22 protein-coding genes are annotated in these 26,440 nt (G+C 30.6%); 11 read left to right on the top strand and 11 right to left on the bottom strand.

Translation table 11 applies throughout. From position 1 onward, the window contains the following. The first annotated feature begins 26 nt into the window (after nucleotides 1-26). Entirely contained in the window at nucleotides 27-3,323 is a 3,297-nt protein-coding gene (gene carB, locus HA149_RS05065; protein ID WP_209113604.1) for a carbamoyl-phosphate synthase large subunit, read from the top strand. Between the two features lie 4 nt (nucleotides 3,324-3,327). Here the strand turns inward: carB and HA149_RS05060 are convergent, their stop codons facing one another. Beyond that, nucleotides 3,328-3,546 carry a DUF6447 family protein gene (locus tag HA149_RS05060; RefSeq protein WP_209113602.1) on the bottom strand — a complete coding sequence of 73 codons (219 nt, stop codon included), beginning with the start codon at nucleotides 3,544-3,546 and terminating at the stop codon, nucleotides 3,328-3,330. Nucleotides 3,547-3,576: 30 nt separating this feature from the next. Next, entirely contained in the window at nucleotides 3,577-5,223 is a 1,647-nt protein-coding gene (locus HA149_RS05055) for an ABC transporter ATP-binding protein (RefSeq protein ID WP_209113954.1), read from the bottom strand. A 118-nt stretch (nucleotides 5,224-5,341) separates the two neighbouring features. On the opposite strand from HA149_RS05055, the gene HA149_RS05050 reads away from it, so the two are divergent. Genes HA149_RS05050 through folP form a run of 3 tightly spaced genes read left to right on the top strand, consistent with a single transcriptional unit; the run spans nucleotide 5,342 to nucleotide 7,125 of the window. Next, complete coding sequence (locus tag HA149_RS05050; protein ID WP_209113600.1) at nucleotides 5,342-5,518, top strand: RNA-binding S4 domain-containing protein; 177 nt, start codon at nucleotides 5,342-5,344, stop codon at nucleotides 5,516-5,518. A 52-nt stretch (nucleotides 5,519-5,570) separates the two neighbouring features. After that, nucleotides 5,571-6,296 (top strand): triose-phosphate isomerase, encoded by a 726-nt coding sequence (tpiA, locus tag HA149_RS05045; protein ID WP_209113598.1) that lies wholly within the window; start codon nucleotides 5,571-5,573, stop codon nucleotides 6,294-6,296. Further along, nucleotides 6,280-7,125, top strand: a complete 846-nt coding sequence (gene folP, locus HA149_RS05040) for a dihydropteroate synthase (RefSeq protein ID WP_209113952.1) — start codon at nucleotides 6,280-6,282, stop codon at nucleotides 7,123-7,125. The genes tpiA and folP overlap by 17 nt, the downstream gene beginning before the upstream one ends. A gap of 8 nt (nucleotides 7,126-7,133) precedes the next feature. Here the strand turns inward: folP and HA149_RS05035 are convergent, their stop codons facing one another. Beyond that, complete coding sequence (locus tag HA149_RS05035) at nucleotides 7,134-11,144, bottom strand: magnesium chelatase subunit H (protein ID WP_209113595.1); 4,011 nt, start codon at nucleotides 11,142-11,144, stop codon at nucleotides 7,134-7,136. Between the two features lie 102 nt (nucleotides 11,145-11,246). Here HA149_RS05035 and dapB point away from each other — a divergent pair, with 102 nt between their 5' ends. From dapB to HA149_RS05005, 6 genes are read left to right on the top strand one after another with little or no spacing between them, the layout of a single operon-like run. Continuing rightward, nucleotides 11,247-12,095, top strand: coding sequence for a 4-hydroxy-tetrahydrodipicolinate reductase (dapB, locus tag HA149_RS05030; protein ID WP_209113593.1), 849 nt, complete (start codon nucleotides 11,247-11,249; stop codon nucleotides 12,093-12,095). A 1-nt stretch (nucleotide 12,096) separates the two neighbouring features. Next, on the top strand, nucleotides 12,097-12,738 hold the full coding sequence (locus HA149_RS05025) for a hypothetical protein (RefSeq protein WP_209113591.1): 642 nt from the start codon (nucleotides 12,097-12,099) through the stop codon (nucleotides 12,736-12,738). Nucleotides 12,739-12,757: 19 nt separating this feature from the next. Continuing rightward, nucleotides 12,758-13,912: an FAD-dependent monooxygenase gene (locus tag HA149_RS05020; protein WP_209113588.1), complete on the top strand. Its 1,155-nt coding sequence runs from the start codon at nucleotides 12,758-12,760 to the stop codon at nucleotides 13,910-13,912. Between the two features lie 5 nt (nucleotides 13,913-13,917). Next, the gene (locus tag HA149_RS05015; RefSeq protein ID WP_209113586.1) at nucleotides 13,918-14,115 is read left to right on the top strand and encodes a DUF2949 domain-containing protein; all 198 of its coding nucleotides are present in this window, start codon (nucleotides 13,918-13,920) and stop codon (nucleotides 14,113-14,115) included. A 39-nt stretch (nucleotides 14,116-14,154) separates the two neighbouring features. Further along, entirely contained in the window at nucleotides 14,155-14,679 is a 525-nt protein-coding gene (locus tag HA149_RS05010; RefSeq protein ID WP_348535641.1) for a DUF3038 domain-containing protein, read from the top strand. A gap of 1 nt (nucleotide 14,680) precedes the next feature. Next, nucleotides 14,681-15,271: a DUF4335 domain-containing protein gene (locus HA149_RS05005; protein ID WP_209113584.1), complete on the top strand. Its 591-nt coding sequence runs from the start codon at nucleotides 14,681-14,683 to the stop codon at nucleotides 15,269-15,271. 459 nt (nucleotides 15,272-15,730) lie between these two features. Here the strand turns inward: HA149_RS05005 and HA149_RS05000 are convergent, their stop codons facing one another. Together HA149_RS05000 and mfd are read right to left on the bottom strand one after the other, a co-directional pair. Beyond that, nucleotides 15,731-15,892: a hypothetical protein gene (locus HA149_RS05000; protein ID WP_011818467.1), complete on the bottom strand. Its 162-nt coding sequence runs from the start codon at nucleotides 15,890-15,892 to the stop codon at nucleotides 15,731-15,733. A 72-nt stretch (nucleotides 15,893-15,964) separates the two neighbouring features. Then, nucleotides 15,965-19,477, bottom strand: a complete 3,513-nt coding sequence (gene mfd / locus HA149_RS04995) for a transcription-repair coupling factor (protein WP_209113582.1) — start codon at nucleotides 19,475-19,477, stop codon at nucleotides 15,965-15,967. 74 nt (nucleotides 19,478-19,551) lie between these two features. Here mfd and HA149_RS04990 point away from each other — a divergent pair, with 74 nt between their 5' ends. Further along, nucleotides 19,552-20,262, top strand: coding sequence for a TerC family protein (locus HA149_RS04990; protein WP_209113580.1), 711 nt, complete (start codon nucleotides 19,552-19,554; stop codon nucleotides 20,260-20,262). Here the strand turns inward: HA149_RS04990 and fmt are convergent. The 6 genes from fmt to HA149_RS04960 all read right to left on the bottom strand — a co-directional run bounded on the left by fmt (nucleotide 20,259) and on the right by HA149_RS04960 (nucleotide 26,385). After that, the gene (fmt, locus tag HA149_RS04985) at nucleotides 20,259-21,245 is read right to left on the bottom strand and encodes a methionyl-tRNA formyltransferase (protein WP_209113578.1); all 987 of its coding nucleotides are present in this window, start codon (nucleotides 21,243-21,245) and stop codon (nucleotides 20,259-20,261) included. The genes HA149_RS04990 and fmt overlap by 4 nt on opposite strands. Continuing rightward, nucleotides 21,242-22,594, bottom strand: a complete 1,353-nt coding sequence (locus tag HA149_RS04980) for a TldD/PmbA family protein (RefSeq protein WP_209113576.1) — start codon at nucleotides 22,592-22,594, stop codon at nucleotides 21,242-21,244. Before HA149_RS04980 ends, fmt begins: the two co-directional genes overlap by 4 nt. A 3-nt stretch (nucleotides 22,595-22,597) precedes the next feature. Next, on the bottom strand, nucleotides 22,598-24,019 hold the full coding sequence (locus HA149_RS04975; RefSeq protein ID WP_209113574.1) for a TldD/PmbA family protein: 1,422 nt from the start codon (nucleotides 24,017-24,019) through the stop codon (nucleotides 22,598-22,600). Nucleotides 24,020-24,050: 31 nt separating this feature from the next. Then, nucleotides 24,051-25,223: a magnesium-protoporphyrin IX monomethyl ester (oxidative) cyclase gene (acsF, locus tag HA149_RS04970; RefSeq protein WP_209113572.1), complete on the bottom strand. Its 1,173-nt coding sequence runs from the start codon at nucleotides 25,221-25,223 to the stop codon at nucleotides 24,051-24,053. Nucleotides 25,224-25,303: 80 nt separating this feature from the next. After that, a complete protein-coding gene (locus HA149_RS04965; RefSeq protein WP_209113570.1) occupies nucleotides 25,304-25,882 on the bottom strand; it encodes a DUF2996 domain-containing protein in 579 nt (192 codons plus the stop codon). Nucleotides 25,883-25,941: 59 nt separating this feature from the next. Then, nucleotides 25,942-26,385 carry a hypothetical protein gene (locus tag HA149_RS04960; protein ID WP_209113568.1) on the bottom strand — a complete coding sequence of 148 codons (444 nt, stop codon included), beginning with the start codon at nucleotides 26,383-26,385 and terminating at the stop codon, nucleotides 25,942-25,944. Nucleotides 26,386-26,440 lie beyond the last annotated feature (55 nt).

The following is a 26,440-nucleotide window of genomic DNA, read 5'->3' as shown; positions in this document are numbered from 1 at the left end:
CATGTGATAAACAAAGGTTTTAAATTATGCCTCAAAGAGGTGATCTAAAAAAAATTCTTATTCTTGGTTCGGGCCCGATTGTTATAGGACAAGCTTGCGAATTTGATTACTCTGGCACTCAAGCTTGCAAAGCTTTAAGAAATGCTGGTTATGAAATTATCTTGATAAATTCTAATCCAGCATCAATAATGACTGATCCTGATATTGCAAATAAAACTTATATTGAACCATTGACGCCTGATATTGTTTCTCAGATCATTTTAAAAGAAAAACCTGATGCGATTCTTCCCACTATGGGAGGTCAAACCGCTTTGAATCTTGCGGTTAAATTATCAGAATCAGATTTTTTAAAACATAATAATATTGAATTAATTGGTGCTGATTTAAGAGCTATTAATAAAGCTGAAGATAGAAAATTGTTTAAAGAATCGATGGAGAAAATAAATGTAAATGTTTGCCCATCTGGGATTGCATCTAACCTGGGTGAAGCTATAGAGGTATCAAAAAAAATTAGTTCCTATCCTCTTATAATAAGACCTGCATTTACATTAGGTGGTGTAGGAGGTGGAATTGCTTTTAACCTTGAAGAATTTGTCGAGTTGTCTAAATCAGGCTTAGAGGAAAGTCCAAGCAATCAAATATTGATTGAAAAATCACTTATTGGATGGAAGGAGTTTGAACTAGAGGTGATGAGAGATACTGCTGACAATGTAGTAATAGTTTGCAGTATTGAAAATTTGGACCCAATGGGTGTCCACACTGGAGATTCGATTACTGTAGCTCCTGCTCAGACTTTAACAGATAAGGAATATCAGAGATTGAGGGATTTGTCATTGAAAATAATTAGAGAAGTAGGAGTTGAAACAGGAGGAAGTAATATTCAATTTGCAATAAATCCATCTAATGGAGAAGTAATTGTTATAGAAATGAACCCCCGTGTGAGTAGATCCTCTGCTTTGGCAAGTAAAGCAACTGGATTCCCAATAGCTAAGATTGCAGCTTTATTATCTGTTGGTTATACACTTGATGAGATTATTAATGACATTACAAAAAAAACACCTGCATGTTTTGAACCATCAATTGATTACGTAGTTACTAAGATTCCAAGATTTGCCTTTGAAAAGTTTAAAGGCTCTTCAAATACATTAAGCACTGCAATGAAATCCGTTGGTGAGTCAATGGCAATAGGTCGCTCTTTTGAAGAATCATTTCAGAAAGCATTAAGGTCATTAGAAGTAGGTCTTTTTGGATGGGAATGTGATTCACTAGATGAATTTAAAAACGAGAGTCACATTAAAAATAGTTTAAGAAAGCCTACTTCTGAAAGAATTCTCCTAGTTAAAAAAGCTATGCAGCTTGGGAAAACTAATTCATATATTCAAGAAGCTACTAATATAGATTCATGGTTTATCGAAAAATTACGTAATATTTTTAATTTTGAAAATGATTTTTTGAAAGAAAAGGAACTTTATGATCTAGATAGGGATTTGATGTTACATGCTAAGCAATTAGGCTTTTCAGATCAACAGATAGCAAAATTAACTAATTCTGAGTTTTTTGAAGTGAGAAGATTTAGAAAAAAACTTAATATTATACCAATTTATAAAACTGTTGATACTTGTTCAGCGGAATTCTCATCCTCAACTCCTTATCATTATTCAACTTACGAAGAATCTTTCATTAATTTTAATTCTCAAGTTTTTGATAGCGAGATTTTAGAAAATAGTAAATCAAAAAAAATTATGATTCTGGGAGGAGGTCCTAATAGAATTGGTCAGGGAATAGAATTTGATTACTGTTGTTGTCATGCATCATATCAAGCCTCTACAAATGGTTATAAAACAATAATGGTTAATAGTAACCCTGAAACTGTATCAACAGATTATGACACTAGCGATATTCTATATTTTGAGCCTGTAACTTTGGAAGACGTTATTAACATTATAGAAGCTGAAAATCCATATGGTTTGATTGTTCAATTTGGAGGTCAAACCCCACTGAAATTATCATTACCTTTATTTGAATGGCTTAAATCTAAAGATGGGGTCAGAACTGGATCAAAAATTCTTGGGACTTCTCCAATGTCTATCGATTTAGCAGAAGATAGAGAGGAATTTACAAAAATACTTGAAGAACTAAGTATTAGACAACCTTTAAACGGTATTGCCCGTAATCAAAATGAAGCAGAAATAGTTGCAAAAGATATAGGATTCCCCATGGTTGTAAGACCTTCTTATGTTTTAGGAGGAAGGGCAATGGAAATTGTTAAAGATGAGAATGAATTATCGAGATACATCTCTGAAGCAGTTAGGGTTTCCCCTGATCATCCAATCCTTCTTGATCAATATTTGAATAATGCTATAGAGATAGATGTTGATGCTTTATGCGATTCAGAGGGTTCGGTTGTAATTGCTGGTCTGATGGAACATGTGGAGCCGGCAGGAATTCATTCAGGTGATTCTGCATGTTGTTTGCCATCCATTTCTCTTTCAACATCCACAATAGAAAATGTAAGGAACTGGACCAAATTAATTGCACAAAGATTAAATGTTGTTGGTTTAATTAATTTGCAATTTGCAGTAACAAATACAAATAAAGAAGAAAATAAATTATTTATTCTTGAAGCAAATCCAAGAGCATCTAGGACAGTCCCGTTTGTTTCAAAAGCAATAGGTAAACCAGTTGCAAAATTAGCTACCCAGTTAATGCAAGGTTTTACATTAGAAGATGTTAATTTCACCCAAGAATTTTCCCCAAAATATCAGGCTGTAAAAGAGGCTGTTTTACCTTTCAAAAGATTTCCTGGATCTGATACATTACTTGGCCCCGAAATGAGATCTACTGGAGAAGTGATGGGTTTAGCTAAAGATTTTGGAATTGCTTATGCTAAGTCCGAATTGGCTGCAGGAAATGGTGTCCCCTCAGAAGGAGTAGCTTTTTTGTCTACAAATGATTTAGATAAAAAAAATCTTGAGGATGTAGCTAGAGAGCTGTTGATTTTAGGATTTAAAATAATCGCAACAAAAGGTACAGCTGCATATTTGGTGAGTTTAGGCATTCAGGTTGAAGAAGTGCTAAAAGTTCATGAAGGCAGGCCAAATATTGAGGACCTAATTCGTTCGGGACTTGTTCAATTAGTTATTAATACTCCAATTGGCTCACAGGCTCTTCATGATGACGTTTATTTAAGACGTGCTGCTCTAGAATATAATATTCCAACTTTTACAACTATTCCTGGAGCAAAGGCCGCCATTAAAGCAATAAAAGCTTTGCAATATAATAAGATTGATTCTTACTCTCTACAAGAAATCCATAATTATTGAAATTTTACTCTAAGTTTTTTAGTTTTTCTCTTAATTGATTAACCAAAGAGTTTCGGCTAATTGAAATTAAATTGATAGTATCTTGGTGCATCTTAAGTTGTGTCTCTGCTATTTGTAAAACTTTTATAGATTCTTTTATTTCATTAGAAAGTTCATTAATATAATATTTTTTCCCTTCAAAGGTTAAAACTGGATTTGCAGAATCATTTGTGTTTTCGCTCATGGAAATACCTTTTTAATAATTAAAATAGAGTTATAATTTTTTAATCAATTGTTTTTCACATAATTCTTTATAAATTCCAGATTTATTTATTAAATCAATATGTTTCCCAACTTCAATAATTTCGCCTTTATCAAATACAACTATTTTATTTGCCTCTTGAGTAGTGGCTAATCTATGAGCAATTACAATAACTGTTCTATCCTTCATGGCTCTATTAAGACTTTCTTGGACCTCAGATTCTGATTCTGCATCTAACGCACTTGTCGCCTCATCTAAAAGAAGAATTGATGGGTTCCCAAGTATAGCTCTTGCAATTGCTATCCTCTGTATTTGACCACCTGAGAAATTTGATCCTCTTTCAGTTATCTTAGTTTCATATTTTTCAGGAAGCTTTTGAATGAAGTTATGAGCGTTAGCTTTTCTTGCTGATTCTATAACTTCTTCTTTTGTAAAATTTCTGCCCATTCTAATTACATCAATAATTTTTCCTGAAAACAAAAAAGGCTGTTGTTGTACTAATGCAATCTTTTTTCTAATATCTTTTGTATTTAATAACTTAAGATTTTTATCATCAATAAAAATTTCTCCATTATTTGGAGTTATAAATTTTAATATCAAAGCCAACATTGTACTTTTACCAGCCCCAGAAGCTCCAACGAAAGCTGTGACTTCCCCTTTTTTTATTTCTAAATTTATATTTTTAAGAACTTGATTTTCTATTTTGTAAGCGAAATTAACTTTTTTGAAACTAATTTTGCCTTCTATATTGGATATCTTTTTTAAATTTTCTCTATCATCTTCAATTGGTTCTAGATTTATGTTTTTCAACCTTTTTATTGAGGCTTCTGCCTGTTTATAGTCATTAAAATTTGTACTTACATGGCTTATTGGATCAATAAGCATCAATATTGCAGCAAAGAAACTACTAAATTCTTCGCTTGTTAGAAGGCCTAGATTGATTCTTGCGGCGCCTAAGCCTAATATTGCTAATATTCCAAATGCTTCAACAAAACCTACAACTGGATGTTGAAATGCAAGTAATTTTAGTGTTTTATATTTTGCTTTTTTATTTGCACTTAATCTTTTATAAAATCTTTTCTCAATCCAATTTTCTGCAGCAAAAGCCCTTATCGTCGACATCCCATTTATAGATTCACCTATTAAGCCAGCTAAATTACTTGTTGATTCTTGACTTTTTTCAGATGCGAATAAAACTCTTCTTCCAAAACTATTAACTGAAAGAATAATCAATGGTGCTAGAACAAAAGTTGATAATGTTAGTGACCAATCTAAATAAAACATATACACTATAACCGCTATTAATTGTAAGGTACACGGAATAGTATCCTGAGCTGTTTTATAAATAACTTCGCTTACCCTATCTGCATCTTCTGTTAATCTATATGTTATGTCTCCGGCTGAAATTTGTTCAACAGAATTCATCTTTATTTTTTGAATTTTGCTAAATAAATTTCCTCTCATTACTTCACTAATTTCTAAAGATGGTTTTGCTATGAATACATCTTGTCCAAATTGAGCAGTTTTTTGAACTAAAAATACAAATAAAGACTTAATTATTATGTTAGAGACTTTTGAGAGATCACCAGATCCAATTGCTGGAATTAAGTTTCCAGCTAAATAAGCTAACAAAGGCCAACAAGCTACATATATAAGCATGCATATAAAACCCTTTAAAAACCTATTTAAATACGGTCTTAATGGTGGGATTAGTCTCAAGATATTATATATTTAATTATTTATACTACTTTACCAATATCTTTCCTTATATAAAATAATGAAATTGGATCAATTCTTAAAATGGAAAAATTTGGTCTCTTCTGGTGGAGAAGCAAAAGTTTTTATTAAATCCGGTTCTGTTAGGGTTAATGGTGTAATAGAAACTAGGAGAGGAAGAAAATTAAATAAAGGAGATAAAGTTATATTTCTAAAAAATGAATTAATTTTTGAATAATTCGCCTATTCAACTCAATTTATATTAATATAATTTTCTTGGAGATAGTATTTTGAGAAAATCTGTTATTGCTGGTAATTGGAAAATGCATATGACTTGTGCTGAAGCTAAGTCTTATTTAGAAGAGTTTATACCTTTAATAAAAAAAATAAATAATGATCGTAAAATTGTTATTGCGCCACCTTTTACAGCGATTTCAACCTTTTCTGGACATTCTGATTTTAATTATTTAGATATTTCTAGTCAAAATATTCATTGGGAGGAAGAAGGAGCATTTACTGCAGAAATATCCCCCAAAATGCTTCTTGAACATGGTGTCTCATATGCAATAGTTGGCCACAGTGAACCAAGGAAATATTTTAGTGAAAGTGACGAACAAATTAATAAAAGAGCAGTTTTTGCTCAATCTAGTGGACTAACTCCGATAGTTTGTGTTGGAGAAACATTAGAACAAAGAGAAAGAGGAGAAGCTGATAGAGTTATTACTAGACAGGTTGAACAAGGATTAGAAAATACAGATCCATCAAATTTAATTGTTGCATATGAACCAATATGGGCTATTGGGACAGGTAAAACATGTGAGGCTAAAGACGCTAACAAGATATGTTCTTTGATTAGGAAATTAATAGGTTTTGATGATGTAATTATTCAATATGGAGGATCTGTTAAGCCTAATAATATTGACGAAATTATGTCAATGACTGATATAGATGGGGTCTTAGTTGGAGGGGCTTCATTAGATCCGAAAAGTTTTGCAAGAATTGCCAATTATCAATAAGAAAGATCCATGGCCAAAAGGCTGGGGACAAAAAACTTCAATTATGGGGGTTATTAATTTAACTCCAGATTCATTTAGTGATGGTGGTGAATTAAACTCTTCAAAAAAAGTTTTGGATCTAGTTAATCATTTTTTGTGTAATGGTGTGGATGTTATAGATCTTGGTGCTCAGAGTACAAGGCCTGGGGCTGAGGAAGTGGGCCCTTGTATAGAAATAAAAAGATTGATCCCATATCTGAAATTAATAAAATCTGAATATCCAGATGTTTTAATTTCTATTGATACCTTTAATTCTGAGGTCGCTTATGAAGCTCTTTTAAATGGTGCTAATTGGATAAATGATGTCACTGGAGGAAGAAGAGATATAAATATTTTGGATGTTGTATCTAAATTCGACTGCCCATTCGTTATAACTCATAGTCGTGGAAATAGTCAAAATATGAATGAACTATCTAATTACGAAGATGTATTGAATGATGTTAAGAATTCGCTTGATAATTTAATAAAAAATGCTTTAGAAAAAAATATTTCTAAGAGAAATATAATAGTTGATCCTGGAATTGGTTTTTCAAAGGATATTGTTCATAATTTGGAAATTTTAAAACACTTAGATGTATTTAAAAAATGGAATTTGCCAATTTTGATAGGTGCATCCAGGAAAAGATTTATAGGAGAAATTTTGAATGAGAAAAAACCAAAGGAAAGAGATATTGGAACACTTGCAGTAAGCTGTCTTTGTTCTCAATTTAATATTGATATTGTGAGAGTTCACAACGTGGAACTAAATTATCAAATTCTGAAAGTAGCTGATAGGATTTACAGAAAATAATAAATTTATTATTCTTTAACTCCTTCGATTTTATCCTCTACCTCTTGGTATAGCTCTTTCAACTGTTCAATATTTTCATCTGAAGTTTCCCAATATCCCCTGCCATTGACTTCTAGCAAAGTTCCAACAATTCTTCTGAAACTATTAGGATTAAGATCCATTAATCTTTTCCTCATCTCTTCGTCATTTATAAATGTTTCATTAGTTTCTTCATATACAAAATTATCTACTTGACCACTTGTCGCACTCCATCCAAGAGTGTAATTAAGTCTGTTAGAAAGTTCTCTAACTCCTTCATAACCAGATTTAAGCATACCTTCATACCATTTAGGATTTAAAAGTTTTGTTCTTGAGTCTAATCTGATAGTTTCTCCAAGTGTTCTAACTTGAGCATTAGAAGTAGTAGTGTCTGCTATGTAGCTACTTGGTTCTTTTCCGTCATCTCTTAGTGTCTTAATCAATTTGGTTGGATCTGAATCAAAATAATGACTTACATCTGTTAATGAAATCTCTGAGGAATCAAGGTTTTGAAATGTAACATCTGCTGTTTTCATTACTGACTCAAATACCTCTCTTTTTTGATTCATCTCACCTGGATTATCAGCATTAAAAGCGTATGTTTTGCGTGATAAATACATTTCTTGTAATTCATTTTCTTCCTCCCAAGTTGAGTTTTCTACGGCTAAATTAACATTTGAACTGTAGCTTCCACTCGCATTAGAGAATACTCTCGCTGAAGCTTCTCTGATAGAGGTACCTTCTTTTTCTGCTTGTTCTAGCGAATGTTTCCTTACAAAATTGGATTCCAATGGTTCATCAGCCTCAGCCGCTAATTTGACCGCCTGATCTATTAATGCCATCTGATTTATAAATAGATCTCTAAATACTCCTGAGCAGTTAACGACTACATCTATTCTTGGTCTACCTAATTCTTCTAAAGGGATTAATTCTAATTTGTTGATTCTTCCAACAGAATCTGGTTTTGGTTTTACCCCAACAAACCATAAGATTTGAGCAAGTGATTCTCCATAAGTTTTGATGTTATCAGTACCCCATAAAACACAAGCAATTGTTTCAGGCCAAGTCCCTTGCTCTTCCTTTTGTCTCTCAATTAGTTTGTCAACAACTGACTTTGCAGCAGCTACAGCTGCTGTCGTAGGAATTGATTGTGGATCAAGTGCATGGATATTTTTACCACTGGGTAAAACACCTGGATTTCTTATAGGATCTCCACCTGGTCCAGGTAAAACATAATTTCCATCTAATGCTTTAATGAGGCTATCCATTTCTTTATCAGCACAGACCTGTTCCAAACAGAAAAGTAAGTAATCAAATAATTTATTTAATTCCTTCTGGTTAACTTCATTAAATCCATTTAAGTTGCAGACTCTTAGCCAAGGGGTAGGTAAATTCAGACCAAATACTTTAAAAAAGTCAAACAATTTGGAAAGAAGTGATTTTTCTAAATAAACTCTGCCATCAACAATTTTTAAAGAGTTGACCATCGCAAAAATAGACTCTCTTGCTGTCTTTATGATTTTTTCATTTAACTCTACAAATTTGAGTTCACCTTTATTATTACCATCATAAATTTGTTCAATAGTCAGACCCATGGATTCAGCAAGTAGTCCAGGAAGAGATCTTAATCCCTCTTGTTCTCTCTCTAAAGATGCAATATTTACAAGAGTTGCTACAGCTTCTTCTGCTGTTGGAGCTTCTCCAATAGTATGAAGACCGCAAGGTAATAATCTACTTTCAATTTCCATCAACTGTTTATAGACATTACCAACAAATAAATCTCTTTCATCTAATGAGAGATCTTCTACATCTTTTGAAGGGAGCTCAACATCCTTATCAAGATTACATTGTTTAGAAGTCTCGACTATTGCATTAACTATTTGAATACCTCTACTATTTTCTCTTAGTTGTTGATAAGAACCAACAAGTTCGCTTAGTTCTTTAAGTCCTTTGTAGAGTCCTGCATTTTCTGCTGGAGGAGTTAAATAGCTAATGGTTGAGGCATAACCTCTTCTTTTCGCGATTGTAGCTTCAGAAGGATTATTAGCAGCATAGTAATACAAATTAGGTAATGATCCAATGAGAGAATCCGGATAGCATGTTTCACTCATGCCCATCTGTTTACCAGGCATAAATTCAAGTGATCCGTGAGTTCCAAAATGAAGAACAGCATCAGCTCCCCAGATTTTTTCTACATAGGTGTAATAAGCGGCAAAACCATGATGAGGACTTGCACTTCTTGAATAAAGTAACCTCATTGGATCACCTTCATAACCGAATGTTGGTTGAACACCTATAAAAACATTTCCAAAATGTTTTCCATAAATAAGAAGATTTTGTCCGTCACTATTTAGGTTTCCAGGAGGTTTACCCCAATTCTCTTCAAGTCTTTGTGAATATGGTGTGAACTCTTCGTATTCTTTTACTGACATCTTATGAGCGATATTTAACTCGGGAGAGCCGTCCATTGCTTCAGGGTTATTAATTACTTTTTCCATTAATTCTTTTGAATTATTTGGAAGTTCATCTATTTGATATCCTTTGGATTTCATTTCAAGGAGTACTCTATAAATTGAACCGAAAACATTTAAGTATGCTGCCGTACCAACATTTCCTTTGTCTGGTGGAAAACTAAATACTGTGATGGCTAATTTTTTGTCCTTTCTTTGTTTAACTCTTAAAGTTGACCATTTTATGGCTCTTTCTGCGATTACATCAACTCGATCTTGGAGTGTATGCGCCTTACCTGTAGCATCATCACGACCTGAGAGAATAATAGGTTCTATAGCACCATCAAGCTCTGGAATTGCAATCTGAAGTGCTACCTGAACTGGGTGTAACCCTAGATCACTATCTTCCCATTCTTGTGTGGTTTGGAAGACTAATGGAAGTGCAACCATATAGGGTCTGTTTAACCTTTTTAGAGCTTCAATAGCTTTAGGATGATCTTGTCTTGCTGGCCCACCAACTAGTGCAAATCCTGTTAGAGATACAACTCCATCTACTATAGGTTGATCATTATTTATTGAATCATAATAAAATTCTTTAACTGGTTTCGAAAAATCTAGACCTCCACAGAAGATAGGTAGTACCCTCGCACCTCGGTATTCCAATTCTTGAATAACAGCAACATAATGAGCATCATCTCCCGTAACGATATGACTCCTTTGAAGCACTAAACCTATTGTTGGAGTTTTGTCATCTTTAGGTTTTATATCTTTTCTATTATTTTCCCAATTTTGATATTCTTTAAGACTTTCAAACATGCAAGGAGCAAGAGGATGCCAAATGCCTAAATCTGGGAATGTTTCAGGGTCTTGAATTTTAAATTCTTCTATTTGATCTTTTATGATCTCTGAAACAGCATACTTTTCAGAAATCATTAACAAGAAGTTTTTTAAGTTCTCAGTGGTACCACCTAACCAGTACTGAAAACTCAGAATAAATGTTCTAGCATCTTGAGCTTTTTCTACTGGTAGATATTTTAGTATTGAAGGTAGTGTATTTAATAACTTCAACATTGAATCTTGGAAACTAGCTCCATCAGATTCTTTTTTCTTTTTTATTAAATCTCCAATAATACTTTTAGATTGGCCAAGTTGGGACATACTAAATGAACCTAACTTATTTAATCTCATTACCTCTGGCATGGAGGGAAAAACAATTGATGCTTTAAGTTTGTCTTTAAATGGAGATACTGCATCAACTACTTTTTGAGCAAGATCTTCAATGAAAATTAGAGAAGCAACAAATATATCTGCATTAGCTATATCTTCTTTAAAATCTTCAAAATTACTATCATTCCTAAGTTCTTCGATAAGATAGCCGCTAAGATCTATACCTATTGGCCCATTCATCTTATTTATTGACTTTGCAGCTTCCGTTAAGGAATTTTGGTATTGTGGCTCAAGGACAACATAAACTGCTTTTATTACAACTTTGTGTTTGTTATCCTCAACAGGAGATACTCTGCGGTTTGCTGAGCGGACCTGCGTAAACATTGATTTTCTTTAAGTATTTCTACCAGCCTACGAATGAAAAGACGTTATTGTGTGCAATATAAATAGCGTGTAACAACCTTTAAAAAAATTTTTTTAAAAAAAATGATTGAAAATTCTAAAAAACCCATACCAGTACTAGTTTCCGGAGCTTTAGGCAGAATGGGTAGCGAAGTTGTTAATACTGTATTAAATTCCACAGATTGTGAACTTGTTGCAGCAATCGACATAAACGAAAAGAACAATGGCTCAAATATTTCTGAATTATTAAATGTTGAAAATTGTGATGTTTTTGTTTCTAATGATTTTGAAGGAACTTTATGTTCTGTTAGTCAAAATTATAGAAATGAAAAAATCAAACCTGTGCTGGTTGATTTTACTCATCCTGATTCTGTATATGAAAATACCAGATCAGCTATTGCATATGGTGTATCACCAGTCGTAGGAACTACAGGTCTAAGCCCTTCGCAAATACAAGATTTGTCTGTTTTTGCTCAGAAAGCATCCGTTGGTTGTGCAATAATTCCTAATTTTTCAGTAGGTATGGTTCTTCTTCAGCAGGCGGCATCAGTAGCTGCTAGGTTTTATAACAATATTGAATTAATAGAGATGCATCATAATCAAAAAGCTGATTCACCTAGTGGGACATGTATAAAAACTGCAGAAATGATTGAAGAATATCCAAAGAAATTTAATCAGAATTTAGTAAAAGAGTCTGAGTCATTGAAAGGTGTACGGGGTGGGCTCAGAGATTCAGGAATTAATATACATTCTGTAAGATTACCAGGATTACTCGCTCATCAGTTAGTAATTATGGGTTCTCCAGGTGAAACTTACACAATTAAGCATGACACTATTGATAGAAAGGCATATATGCCAGGAGTTTTACAGGCTATTAAAAAGATAGGTAATTATGAAACATTAGTTTACGGACTTGAAAAATTGATTTTTTAAAATGTTAATTCCAATTAATTCAAGTCAAATTTCAAAACTTATTCCTGCAGTTGGTACAGGAAGTCAATTTAAGTACGCGTTGGGGAATCCAAGAAAAATTCTTCAAAGAGTAATAGTTTCTTCAATTGGTGGATTTATTTCATTAGTTATTAGTTCGACTGGAGATCAAACTAATAATTTCTGGTTATTCCTATGTGTAGGCTTCTTTTTGTTTATCATCTGGGGCCCAATTCTTGAATCAAGTAGAAAAAATTTGAAATTAAGAAAATATAAATTTTTTTCTATATTTGATGGCTACATATCAGATATTTATAAAACAGAAAAGATTGAAAGTTCAAGAGAACAATCTAATAGGCAAGGTCGATTAGAAGTTATCGAAAACAAAAGGACTTGGTTAGTACTTGAATTAGAAGATGAAGAAGGTTATTTGGAAAAGTTAAGTTTTCCTATGGAAAATAAGCACAGTCAAATTAGGGTGGGTGCAAGTATTAGATGTTTAATAACATCTGATAATCGTAATTTTGACAGAGATTTTTATTTGACCGATGCTTGGCTTCCTGAAATTAACTTATGGGTGGGTGAGTATCCTTATTTATTAAGACCAGCATTTGAGGAAATTTGCTATATTTATTTGAATAGATAGTTGATACTTATATAATTTGATGAAAAATAAATTCAATTTTAAAATTGTTGGATCCGGTCCCACTGGTCTATTACTTTCAATTGCACTTTCAAAATTTGATTGCAATATTTTTTTAACTGATTTATTAACAAAAGATAGATTAATTGATAAAGATAAAACTTATGCAATTACTCACTCAACAAGAAAAATCTTATCTAAATTCAGACTTTGGAAAAAATTAGAACCATTTTTATATGGCTTTGATACCCTTTCAATTTCAGATAGTGTAACTTCTGCTTTGACCAATTTATCAACTTCTGACCTAGATGATGATATAAGTTCTTCTGAAAATATTGGCTGGGTAGTTAAACATTCGGATCTCATGAACGTATTTTTTCAAGAGATTGATAATTATGAAAATATTTTTTTTATGACACCACAGAGATTATTACGTAAAAAAATATTAATTGATTATCAATTCTTTTCAACAGGAGCAAACTCACTTGATAAAAAATTCTTAGATTTTGTTGATATTAAAAAATCTTATAGTCAGTCTTGTTTAACTTTTAAAGTTTCTCTTAGAGGTCATTGTGAAAAACGTGCTTATGAAATTTTTAGAAAAGAAGGACCCCTTGCATTATTACCTTTAGGAAAAAACTTATATCAAGTAATTTGGACTTCCAGTACATTAAAGGCAACTGAAAGGTTAAATTCTGATAAGAATTTTTTAATGGATAATTTATCAACTATCTTGCCGGTTGAATTTAATTTGGATCAAATAGTTGGAGAATTTAATATTTTTCCTGTTTCATTATCCTTAAATTTACCAGTTTTAAATTTTAAAAAATTAGTTTTTGTTGGAGATGCATTTCATACATTTCATCCTGTTGGTGGTCAGGGTCTAAATAGTTGTTGGAGAGATGTTAATACTATTTATGATCTTTTAAATAAAAATACTGCTATTACTAAAATGCAACTGACATCATTTAAATTTAAGTATTTTTCTAGCAGGATTTTAGATATTATCGTTACTATTTTCATAACTGACTCATTGATATCAATTTTTGCTAATAGAAACGTTTTTTTATTCCCAATAAGGAAATTTTCATTTTTACTTTTAAATAATTTTCTTTTTATAAGAAAATTAGTCCTAAATCAAATGACTAAATCTCTAATTTACTCTAGTATTAAATAATATTCATGAATAATTATATATCTAAAGAAATGATAATTTATTTATTTAATGTAGTAGGTTTAGATGAATCATCTATTGAACTTGGCATAAAATTATCTATCAAAAATAATACTCCATTACCAATATTATTGTGGAGTTATGGAATGCTAACTATTGAAGAACTAGATAAGTTATATTCATTTTTATTTCAAAAAATGGATTAATAATTCTGTTATAATTTGTCCATATTTTAATAAAGAACAATTACAGTTTTAACTAGAGGAAATCAGGTATCAAGAAAATCTATAGAGAAGCTTGATTTATTACTATTAATACTAGAAACTATCGACTTAAATGGCATTCAGTCCCTTTACGCCTTATCAAATAGGCTTAATTTAAATAATGTTTTACCAAATAAAGTTACTATTTGGAAATTAAGGAACAATAATCCATTGAGAAAATCTTATGTTACAAACAATATTAAACTTAACGAATTCGATGCTTTAATTAGAATTACAGTTGAAATGTCTAAATATTTATATCCTTATATCAGAGAGATACTAAAATCTAAAGAAGATATTGAAGAGAATTCAGTTATTTGGAATGATTTTAATAAGAGATTTATTGAGTTGATTAAAGAGAGATTTAATATAGATACTATTAGAGTGAAAAAGCTTTTAAATCAAGCTGAAAATGATGAAATTATCACAAAATCTTTGCTTATTTTATCTTTTTGCATCTCAAATCAGGGTTATCAAAAGTTGAAGAATTTTCTATACGATTTTTAATATGATGCAAAATAAATTGTCATTTCATCAATCTTCGGCAAGTCTAGAAATAATCGGATTACCAGATTATTCCAATAATGAAAATAAAGATCAAATATCTATAATTTCTCAATGGAAATTAACCATAGTAGATAAACCACTTATTGAAGGCAAAATTGAACATTTAGGGCCTATTATGGATGCTTTTTATATTTATTCAAATCTTTTAATCAAAAGCGAAACCCCAATATATGAGTCTAAATTAATTGATATAAAAGCCGATAATCTTTACATACATAATATTGTGCTTAAGAGCTCTAAACCAAATGTAAATCCCTTAAATATAAAGATTGGGAATACATCTTTGACAGACACCATAAATTGTTTTGATCAATTAAATGAATCATCAAAAGTAAGAATAAAGAACACTGTGGTATCTAATTACATACCAAAAAAAGGAAGATTTGTTTTAAACAACAAATTAAAAATTTTGAATTTCATTATGCCGCCTTTTATTGCAATTTTCTCCTTAATTCTATGTTCCTCTACTTTTATTTATTTTTATAATCCTGTTGAAGATAAAGAAAAAAATGAACTAATAATTCCAGAATAAAGAGCCATTAGCATCTCGAATACAAACACGATATTATAGGTAAATTTCTTTTCAGAGTAATTCAAATTTATTCTTTGAGCTTTTATGTATGGCTGATTTAAACATACCAAATTTGAATATTAAATCTGATAAATATATTTTTAAAAAAAAATTAAATTTAAGAAGAAAATCTAAAAGAAGACTATTTACTGAATCTTTCATTTTGTTTATTTTAAGTATTTTATTAGTTTATATAAATTACTTAATTCCTAATAAAAATTTGCTGCTACAGAATTTACCTTCGACAATTAATAAATCTTTTTTATTATTAATTGATCTCTTTTCATATCTCTATGAAATATTTTTGGTGATTTTTATTTTTGCCTCTTCTTTAACTGCTCTAATCTTAATGTTAGGTTCTTTTTATAGGTTATTTAGAGTATCAAAGAGAAAGTCAAAACAAATAAGTTATAAATAATTTCAAATAGGTTGCATTAGGCCGCCACTTCCTGAATCAGAATCATCATCATCATTTTCTGTTTCTTCGCCAAATAATGCAAATATACCAAGTACAATTGATGAAAGAATAATTGATAAGGGTAAAATCGAAGTTTGGATTCCGACGTCTATATATTCACCCATAAAACAAATAAATTTTTATAAACCTAACCGAATTCAAACTGATTCGCGGATTTTAAATAATTATTTAATAATTTATTCTTTTTTCATAAAAAGTTCTTTATCGAAATTCTTTATTTCTCTTTCAAAAGATCCCAACCACAACATAAGTTGATCAATTTGATTTTGAATTTCAGTTGCACCTAAACCCCTTATAGTGATTATTGATAATTGTTCGCCTTCATTAAAATGAAATTTATTTTGAACACTACTTGCTAAAGAATTTTTAAGAATTTTAAAAGTAGAATTTTTTAATTTTGTTTCTATCAGGATGTTTGGCTTTTTGAGCTTTATCTTATTAAAACCACATTTTTTAGCTAGTAATTTTAGTCTCATTATCATAATTAGGGACTCAACAGGTTTGGGTAAGTTTCCATATCTATTCACCCAGTCTGTTGCTAATTCAGTTAATTCATCATTTTTTGAACATTCAGTAGCAGATTTATAAGCCTCAAGCTTCTCTTCCCTGTTTAATATCCATGTTGCAGGTATAAATGCATTTATTGGTAGATCAATTTGTGTGTCGTTAACTTCAGGTATTTCTTGCCCACTTATTTCTGAAATAGCCTCATGTAGCATTTCTATATATAAATCATATCCAATCGCATTAACCTTTCCACTTTGTTCTTCTCCTAATAAACTACCAACACCTCTTATTTCCATATCTTTCATTGCAAGTTGGTATCCACTTCCTAGTTCAGAAAAATCTTTTATAGCTTTCAATCTTTGTTTTGCAGCGTCATTAATCTTATTTATATTTGGATAAAATAACCAAGCATGTGCTTGTATACCGCTTCTGCCAACTCTTCCTCTAAGTTGATAAAGTTGTGAAAGGCCAAATTTGTGAGAATCTTCAATAATTATTGTATTTACTTTAGGGATGTCCAATCCACTTTCAATTATCGTTGTACATATCATTAGATCAACTTCTCCATTATTAAAAGCAATCATTGCATTTTCAAGCTCTGTTTCGTTCATTTGCCCATGAGCAACAATAAATTTTAAGCTGGGGAACATATTTTTTAATTTGTTTATAGCTTGATCAATATCAGAAATTCTTGGAAGAACATAAAAAATTTGACCACCTCTATCAAGTTCTTGATTAATTGCAGTTCTTATAACATCCATATCTATTTCAGATAAATATGTTTTTATTGATCTTCTTGATGGAGGAGGAGTATTTAATAAGCTCATTTGTCTTAGTCCAGATAAGCTCATATAAAGAGTTCTTGGAATTGGAGTTGCCGAAAGAGTTAAAACGTCTATGTTGGTTTTGATTTTTTTAATTTTTTCCTTTTGTCTTACTCCAAATCTTTGTTCTTCATCGATAACAAGTAGTCCTAAGTTTTTAATTTCTATTTCTTTTCCTAAAATTTGGTGCGTTGCTACAACTAAATCAATTTTGTTATTTTTCAAACCTGCATAGATTTCCTTTCTTTCATTAACAGTTTTAAATCTATTGAGTAATGATACTTTTATAGGGTAAGGTGAAAATCTATTATTTATCGTTCTCCAATGTTGCTGAGCTAGGATTGTTGTGGGTGCTAGTAATATTACCTGTTTGCCTGATGTAATAGCCTTAAAAATAGCCCGAACAGCTACTTCTGTTTTGCCAAATCCTACATCTCCACAAACTAGTCTGTCCATTGGCTTATCGCTTTCCATATCAGATTTTATTTCTTCTACAGCAGTAATTTGATCAGGTGTTGGTTGATAAGGGAATGATTCCTCTAATTCATTTTGCCAAGGACCATCTTCTGGGTAAATGTATCCCTTTAATTTTTCTCTCTTTGCATAAAGTTTTAAAATATCGACAGCAACTTTTTTTATTTGTTTCTTATTTTTCTCTTTTATTCTTTCCCATTCTGTTCCTCCTAATTTATTTATTTTTGGATTTATTTTTCCGCTTGATCTATACCTGTTAACACTACCAAGTTGATCAGCGGCAACACTTATCTTCCCGTCCTGATACTGAATGACTAAATAGTCTCTTGAATCTCCAGTTATATTTATTTTTTCTATTTTTAAAAATTTTCCAATTCCATGATTTTTATGAACTATAAAATCACCCGGACTAATCTTATTTACATTTATATTTGAATTTACACTTCTTTTTTTTCTTCTTATGAATACATTATTAAAAAGAGATTGTTGTGAAAATAATTCTTTATCTGTTATCAGGACAACCTTCCATATCGGAAGATAAAAGCCCTCGATTTCATAATTGTTTTTATTTTTTAAAATTAAAGGAGTTGAATTGTTAATTGACTTAAATGCTGCATCAATATCATTAGGATTGTTTAAGAAGTTTGCATTACATTCGTGCTCAAAAAGTAAAGTCCTAGTTCTCAATGGCTGAGCTGATAGTATCCATACTTTTTCATTATTTTTTATATTTTTATTTATATCATTGGATAATTTTCCTATATTTTTAGAATATGAATTTAATCTTTTATCGTTTAACAAAAACCTATTATCAATATTGACTTTAGATTCAAATTCATAAAATTTTATTAAATTAAAATTTTCTAATGAATTTAATATTTCGTCAAACTTTAAATGCAAATTAGGTTTGGCCTCTAAATTAATGTCATTACTTTTAAGGTTTTCATTTAATTCATACGCACAATTATCAAAATTACTTTCTGAATCTAGATACCAATTATTTGCAAATTTCTTACAATCTTCTAGTTCATCAATTACAAGAATTGTTTCCCTATCTATAAAATCTATTAAATTTGAGGGTTCATTTTCAATTATTCCTAAATAACGATCAAGATTATTTTTATTTATATCTTCTGAATTAAAAATACTGTTCTTAGATAAATTATTTAACTTATCTTTTAATAGCAAATCAAATCCAGCCTGTATTATTTCAATATTATTTATACTTTCTAATGTTTTCTGTGTATAGGGATCATATTCTCTTATTTTCTCAATTACATTATCAAAAAATTCTAATCTTATAGGAAATTCATTATTGACAGGATAAATATCTATTATTTCCCCTCTCCTACTCCAGAATCCTTCTGTTGAAGTAACATTGTCCTTCGCATAACCCAGCAAGGTAAGTTTATTTGCTAATTCTTGAATCTCTATTTGAACCCCTTTTTGCAAATCTAACTTTTTTTCAATTAATAAGTTTTTATTTATTAGATGAGGTTGTAGTGATCTCTCAGTTGATATAACAATATTAAGTTCATTTTTCTCTTTTTTTATTAATTTGGATAAAACAGTAAGCTGACTAAATTCAATCTCTTTGGATTTATTAATTGATGAGTATGGTAGATGTTCTGTTGGAGGATAATATAAAACTGCTTTATCATTTATACTTTCAAAATAACCAATCCATTTGTAGGCAATTTCTACATTAGGACAAATTAATAATATATTTTTTTCTTCTTTTTTTGCGATGCTATCTAAGATTATCGATTTCGCATATCTACTTGAACCAATAATATTTAATTCATTATTTTTTGAAATTCTTTTTATTAATTCAGAAGTAATTTGTGAGTTAGAAATATAATCAACTAAAGTATTTAAACTCATTTATAGTTATCAATCTTGATTACAAATATCCGATATATTATATTAGATTTTATAGTGATTGTGAATAATATTTGATGGATTCAGCCGCAATAAATTCTTTTATACCCACACTAGATCAAGTAGACAGTTGGTACGAAATTTTGACACTTTTACCCATATTAATTGTTCTAGAATTATTATTGTCGGCAGATAATGCTGTCGCACTGGCTTCTCTTACTAAATTCCTCGACAGTTCAGAATTAAGATCAAGAGCCTTAAATATAGGTATAACAATATCTTTATTATTTAGAATTATACTCATCATATTATCTAATATTCTTCTCAAGTTTATTTTTATTAGGGTTTTTGCTGGTTTTTATTTAATATACTTATTCTTCTCTAATATTTTTTTAAATTCAGATATAGAAAACGCTGAAAATGGTACAGATAATAAAAAAAATAATTTTAGGTTCTTAAGAGTTGTAGCACTTCTTTCAATTACTGATTTTGCATTTTCTATAGACAGTATTACTACTGCAGTAGCTATCAGCGATCAATACATATTAATTATATTTGGAGCAGTAATTGGTGTATTAGCATTAAGATTTACATCGGGGATTTTTCTAAAACTTCTGGATATATTTTCTAGATTAGAAACAGCCGGTTACGTAGCAATTTTAATTGTTGGGATTAAACTTTTACTAAATACGTTAATTAAAGAGTCTATTCTTCCTGACTATTATTTTTATATTTTGATTCTTTTTGCTTTCATTTGGGGATTCTCTAAAAAAGAATCTAAAACTTAATCTGAGAAATAATCACCTACCGTTGGTTTTAACTGTTGTATCAATTGATTTTTGCTAGATATATTTTTGCCTTCAAGTTTTGCTTCTAACAAAATAATCGGATCAGTTTTAGTTGAAATTATAATTCCTTCATTTTCTATGACAGCAAGAATAATTCCTGGTTTTGAATAATTGTTAATTAAAAGGTATTTTTCATTTTTAATTTCATCACTACTCAAAACTTTGATTTTAATTATTTTTAGGTTCTTACCTCTAAAAGTCGTATTTGCTCGTGGGTATAATGCTTTTATTTTTTTTGAGATTTTAAATGCCTCATTACTCCAAACCACTTTATAATCTGATTTTTCAATCATTCTTGCGTAAGTAATTTCTCTTCCAAGGGTATTTTGTTTTGTTAATTGAAAATTACTAATTTTATTAATATTTTCTTCGATTAAAGATGTAGCATTTAAAAATAAATTTGCAGATAAAATACTAAGTTTTTCAGATAGTGTATTTAAATTATCGTTATTATCGATTTTAATTTTTTCTTCCAACAATATGTCGCCAGTATCTAGTCCCTCATTCATTTTCATAATTCCTACACCCGTAAATTCATCACCTTTTATTAGGGACCATTGGATTGGGGCAGCACCGCGCCATCTTGGAAGTAATGAAGCATGAGCGTTCCAACAACCAAATTTTGGGATTTCCAATATCTCTTTTGGTAAAATTTTTCCGTAAGCTATAACAATAAATAAATCACAAGAAAGTGATTTAAGTTCATTTATAAAATCTATATTGCCCCTGATTTTTGCTGGAGTATAAATTTTTATAGATTCTTGCTCGGCAAAACTTTTTACAGGTGAGGAGATTAATTTATTTCCCCTAGATCTTTTCTTATCTGGTTGGCTTACTACTGCAATTACTTCGTGCTTAGATTTAATAAAAATATCAAGGCTTGCAATTGAATATTCAGGTGTTCCCCAGAATATAATTCTCACGCGTCACCAGTTATTGATAATTCATCTACCCATATATGTGGAGAAATTCCACTTGTTGTTACCTCCTGGCTTGATTCGATATTTACTATATTTTTCAAAAGATATTTGATATCCCCTGCTACAGTGGCAGATTCTATTGAGGTTTTTTTACCGTTTTTATAGAGCCATCCATCAAATGGAAGAGAGAATGAACCTTGACTTGCTCTGACACCTGCATGGATTGCATTTAATTCTTCAATATAAACGAATTCCCCCTCATAAGTAGAGTGAACTAATGATGTTTTTAGATCAGAGTTTCCCTCTGATCTCTCAACTACGATCCAATCAGGAGATACTGAGACTTTTGATCCTAGTCCAGCGTGGCCTGTGGGGACTGTTTTAAATATTCTTGCAGTTGATTCAGAATGTATAAAATTTTCAATTCTTCCTTTGTTAATTAAGCATAGTCTTTTGGTAGGAGTTCCCTCTCCATCAAATGGTGATGAAGAAATATTCTTTTCGTGAAGACCATCATCATAAATATTAAGTGCTTCTGTAGATAGCTTCTCTCCAATAGAATTTTTATTAGATAAGCTGACTCCATCTAAAATGCTTCTAGCATTAAACATTGAACTAAATGCATTTATGATTGTTAAAAAAGACTCTGGGGAAAAACATATTAAATATTTATCAGTTTTGATAGATGAATAATTTAAATGAGAAATTGTTTTATTAGAAGCGTCTTTAATACACGACTCTATATCTATATCATCAACTCCATATCCAAGTTTTACGGAACCTGAACTACGAGGTTTCTTATTTTTCTCTTCTGCTCTTGCATATAAATAAAGTGCAGCTTGACTTTTGGTATAACTCCGAAAGGCACCATCACTATTTGCATAAACTCTCTCATAAAAACTCTCAGATAGACCATTATACGGAACAGATTTTATGGATTCGTGGCTTTCTAATAGTTTTACTTCCGCTTCTCTTAAAAGAGTAAGTAATTTTTTTATTCCAACAGGATTTCTTTTTTTTGAGTCCTTAACTTCAATAGGATTCTTGGCTAGTGGTGAGAATTCTGTTCTTTCATTCTTATTGCCAAAATCTGATGCAATATTTGCTTGATTTAGGGCTTTTTTTATGCCAGATTCACTAATATCACTAGTTGTTGTAATACCAACTAAATTAGAATCGTTCCAAACTCTTATAGTTAAAATTTGCTTTTGTGATGCCTTAAGTTGTTTAGCCTCACCTTTATCTACTTGCACAGAATAATCATTAGAAAAGCTTGCACCATAATCCCATTTTTTAAGATTTAGAGAATCTGCAGCTTCAGAGATTTGAATAGTTATTTCTTTTGAATTCATGTCCTATCTTCCGCCAACAGTGATTGAATCAACCTTAATATGAGGTTGGCCAACAGTTACATTGACACTTCCACTGATAGATCCACAAAATCCAGGAGCTAATTCGAGGTCATTTCCGCACATTGATATTTTTGGCATAACTTCTTTAGCCTCACCAATCAAAGTTGCTCCCTTTACTGGATTAGTTAATTTTCCATTTTTAATAAGATATCCTTCTTCTACTGCAAAATTAAATTGTCCTGTAGCACCTACACTCCCACCACCCATTGATTTGCAGTAAAGACCATCACTAATACTATTGATTAAATCCTCTTTCGAGTGCTCACCTTTAGCTATATAAGTATTTCTCATTCGTGAAGCTGCAGCAAAAGAATAATTTTGTCTTCTTCCACTTCCTGTTCTTTTATGGCCAGTTCTTAATTCACCTGCTCTATCGGATATGAATTTCTTTAAAATTCCATCTTTTATAAGAACTGATTTTTCTGGTTCCATACCTTCATCATCTACTGATAATGAACCGAAGGATCCTTCTGATATCCCTTCATCTATTGCTGTTACAGATTCATGTGCAATTTTTTCATTCAATTTATTCTCAAATGGTGTTGTTCCTCTCTCTATTTGAGTAGTTTCAAGTAAATGACCACAGGCTTCATGGAATATAACTCCACCAAATTTATTAGCTAATACAACAGGCATTTGTCCTGCATCAACATAATCTGCGTACAACATGTTCATTGAACTTTCAAAAACATCATTAGCAGCTTTTTCGTGATCCCATAATCTAAATTCATTAGGCATTCCTGACGATCCAAATCTTCTACTTCCACTAGATCTATATTGGGCATCACTTGCAATAACGTTGAGACCAACTGTTTGATGCAATCTAATATCTGAGACATAGGTTCCGTCACTGGAGGCTATAATTACTTCCTGAAGATTTCTTGAGTAACTTCCTTTTCTAGTTATTATTTTATTATTTTTTTTTAAAGACTTTGTGCTAACTAGTAGTTTTTCACTTATCTCATGAATAGATGGAACTTCATTAATCCATTTTTTCTTGGATAAACTATAGTCCCTATGTTTATTTAAACCGTTAAATACTTCTCTTTTGTTGTCTGTTATGTCTAACATCTCAATAGCCTGAGATACCGATCTCATCAACCCATGCTTTGTTAAATCATTTGTACTTACAAATCCATCTTTTTTACCCTTGAAGATTCTAATGCCAGCACCCCTTCCAAATGATGGACTTACACTTGTAATAAATTCTTCTTCTGCTAAAACGCTTGAGTTGTCAGTATTCTCTATAAATATTTCTACAAAATCAGCACCGAGTCCAATTCCGTAGAAAATGATTTCTTCTAATAAATCTTTATTGCAACTACCAAAAATGATTTCATTTGATTTGATTTGTGACGAAAGCATATGAGTCTATAAATCTTCTCTGTATTAAAGATTATCTAATCGAAGGTTGGAAATCTTTGCTATCAAGAGGTTTTAATAAGTATAGTCTTAATAACTGGTAACCGTTTGATAAATATTTAGGTAATTTTTTAAAAGTTTTAGATACTTTATTTACATCACTGTTTGCAATATCGGAAAGAACCTTATTATTGTCTACTATTTTATCTAATCTTCCATAAAAAGATTTATCATAAACGTCTAGTACCACAGGAAAAACTCTAGCAGAAGTTTCATTTGTTTTATTAATAACAAACTGGTCGTAATCTCTGGCATCTAAACCTAAAGAACTGTAGAAATCTTTTTTAATTCCCAAATCCCTTGCATACATAGTTGCAAATACAGCTAATAGAAAGAACCTAGACCATAACTTGGATGTTAATGGAAGATTATTCAAAAAATATCTAAACCTATGGAAGTAGTCGAATAATGGGTGTGTAAAAGTAGAGCCGCCAATGGTAATTTTTTGGCTTAAAGATTTAACAGTACGTGGCTGTGCTTTCATTAATGCGTCAAAGAAATCCCCATGTCTATTTTCATCTTGACACCAATTTTCAAAGTAATTAAATAGTGGAAAAATTTTGCTATCAGGGTTCTTTTCGAGATGCCTATAAATTGCTATGTATCTCCAATAACCTATTTTTTCGGATAAATAAGTAGCATAAAAAATACTTCTTGGAGGGAAATAAGTGTAATCTTTATTGGCTGTTAAAAAACCTAAATCTAACTGAAGTCCAAAGTCACTCATTGATTTATTTAAAAAACCTGCATGTCTTGCTTCATCTCTGGCCATATGAGCAAAACATTCAGCAAGTAGAGGGTTTTTGACTTTAATTCTCTTACTAAGTTCCTTGTAAAGTAAAAAACCTGAAAATTCTGATGTACAACTTCCCTCGAGAAAATCAACAAAAAGCTCTCTTGTCTCAGGATCTAATTTTTCTGCAGCGCCTTCAAATTCACTATTTCTTACAAAATGATGTCTATTGTAATCTTTCCTAAATTCCTCACAAATAGCTTCCAATTCCTCCTCGTTTATTGATAAATCCATATTTTCCATAGCCTCAAAGTCCGTTGTATAGAATCTTGGGGACAAAATTGTTTCTTTTGCTGGAATTTTTCCATTATTAATATCTTTTTTATTTTTTGATTCAACAGTTGATTGAGCCATTTTTTATTCGGTTTATTAATACTATTATTTACTATGATTTGTAATTTCGAGGGAAAAGTTAACTTGGTGTTATTGTTTTTCTAATTAACTCCTATTAACTTTTGCCCATTCAATCTTTGAAGTACTCTTGAAATTATTAATTTTAGGGTAATTCTTTTTTCGTCAATAAGAAAGGATTCAATAATACTGGGTTGTTGATTAGGTTTTGATAAAGAAATACTTTTTAATGAACTAATGTCATCCTTCTCAAAGGATAACCAAAAGTTACATATATCTTTAATTTCACAATTTATTACCCAACATTTATCTCCAGCAATAGGTCTATTTGTGTTAGTGAGGCTAATATTGTTTATTTCTAATCCTCTTTGATTAATTTCCTCAGTAAGTGAAGGAATTAGGTGCATGTTAATAAATTCTTGGAAAGGCTTTTTCTCTACTGGGAGTTCTTTTTTTGGTTTTGTTATAGGTTTGTCGGGAGTATCAATTTCATTTTTCATAACAATTTTAGATGCAGAATTAATTTCAGAATTGCCATTATTTGTATCCATATTGATAACTTTTTCTGATTTAGGTACTTTTATTTCCTCAGAGTTTGATTTACTCGTGTTGTTAGATACTTCTATATTAACTTCAATATTTTTGTCTAAATTTTCTTCCATAAAAAAAACAATTTATTTCATTATAAATTAAAAAAACATTTTTTAATTTATTTATTTTTCTACCAATCATTATCAGAATTATCCCAGTCATCCTTATTATCTGGATTTGAATAATTTAGATCTTTTTTAAAATTATCATCATTCATATTTTTGACTACTCTGTAATTAACAGAAATTGTTGGTTGAGATTCTCTAATATCCCTTTGAGGAGGCATCTCAACGTTTGGTTCCATATCATCCTCATTATCATGTGATACAAAATTATTTTCCACATTTTCAAAAGTTTTTTTTCTGAAACTAGTACTAGTAATTGTTGTATTTAATAAAGTGCTTACAAATAAACCAGAAAAAAACGAAATACTTATTAACTTACCTATACTTACTTCTTGGAGAGTCCATTTAAAGTATCTAAGTGAGGTCTTCTGATTATTATTTGTATATAATGAAATTTGAAAAATTATTATTAAAAAAAGAGTTAATAATAAATATTTTTTCTTAAACATAATTCTAAAAAGTTATCTTAAATTTTTTTGATTAATTTTCTCATAATATTTTGTG

This window comes from Prochlorococcus marinus XMU1406 (assembly GCF_017696055.1).
Taxonomy (GTDB): domain Bacteria; phylum Cyanobacteriota; class Cyanobacteriia; order PCC-6307; family Cyanobiaceae; genus Prochlorococcus_A; species Prochlorococcus_A marinus_W.
This window is presented reverse-complemented; position numbering and strand designations above follow the sequence as displayed.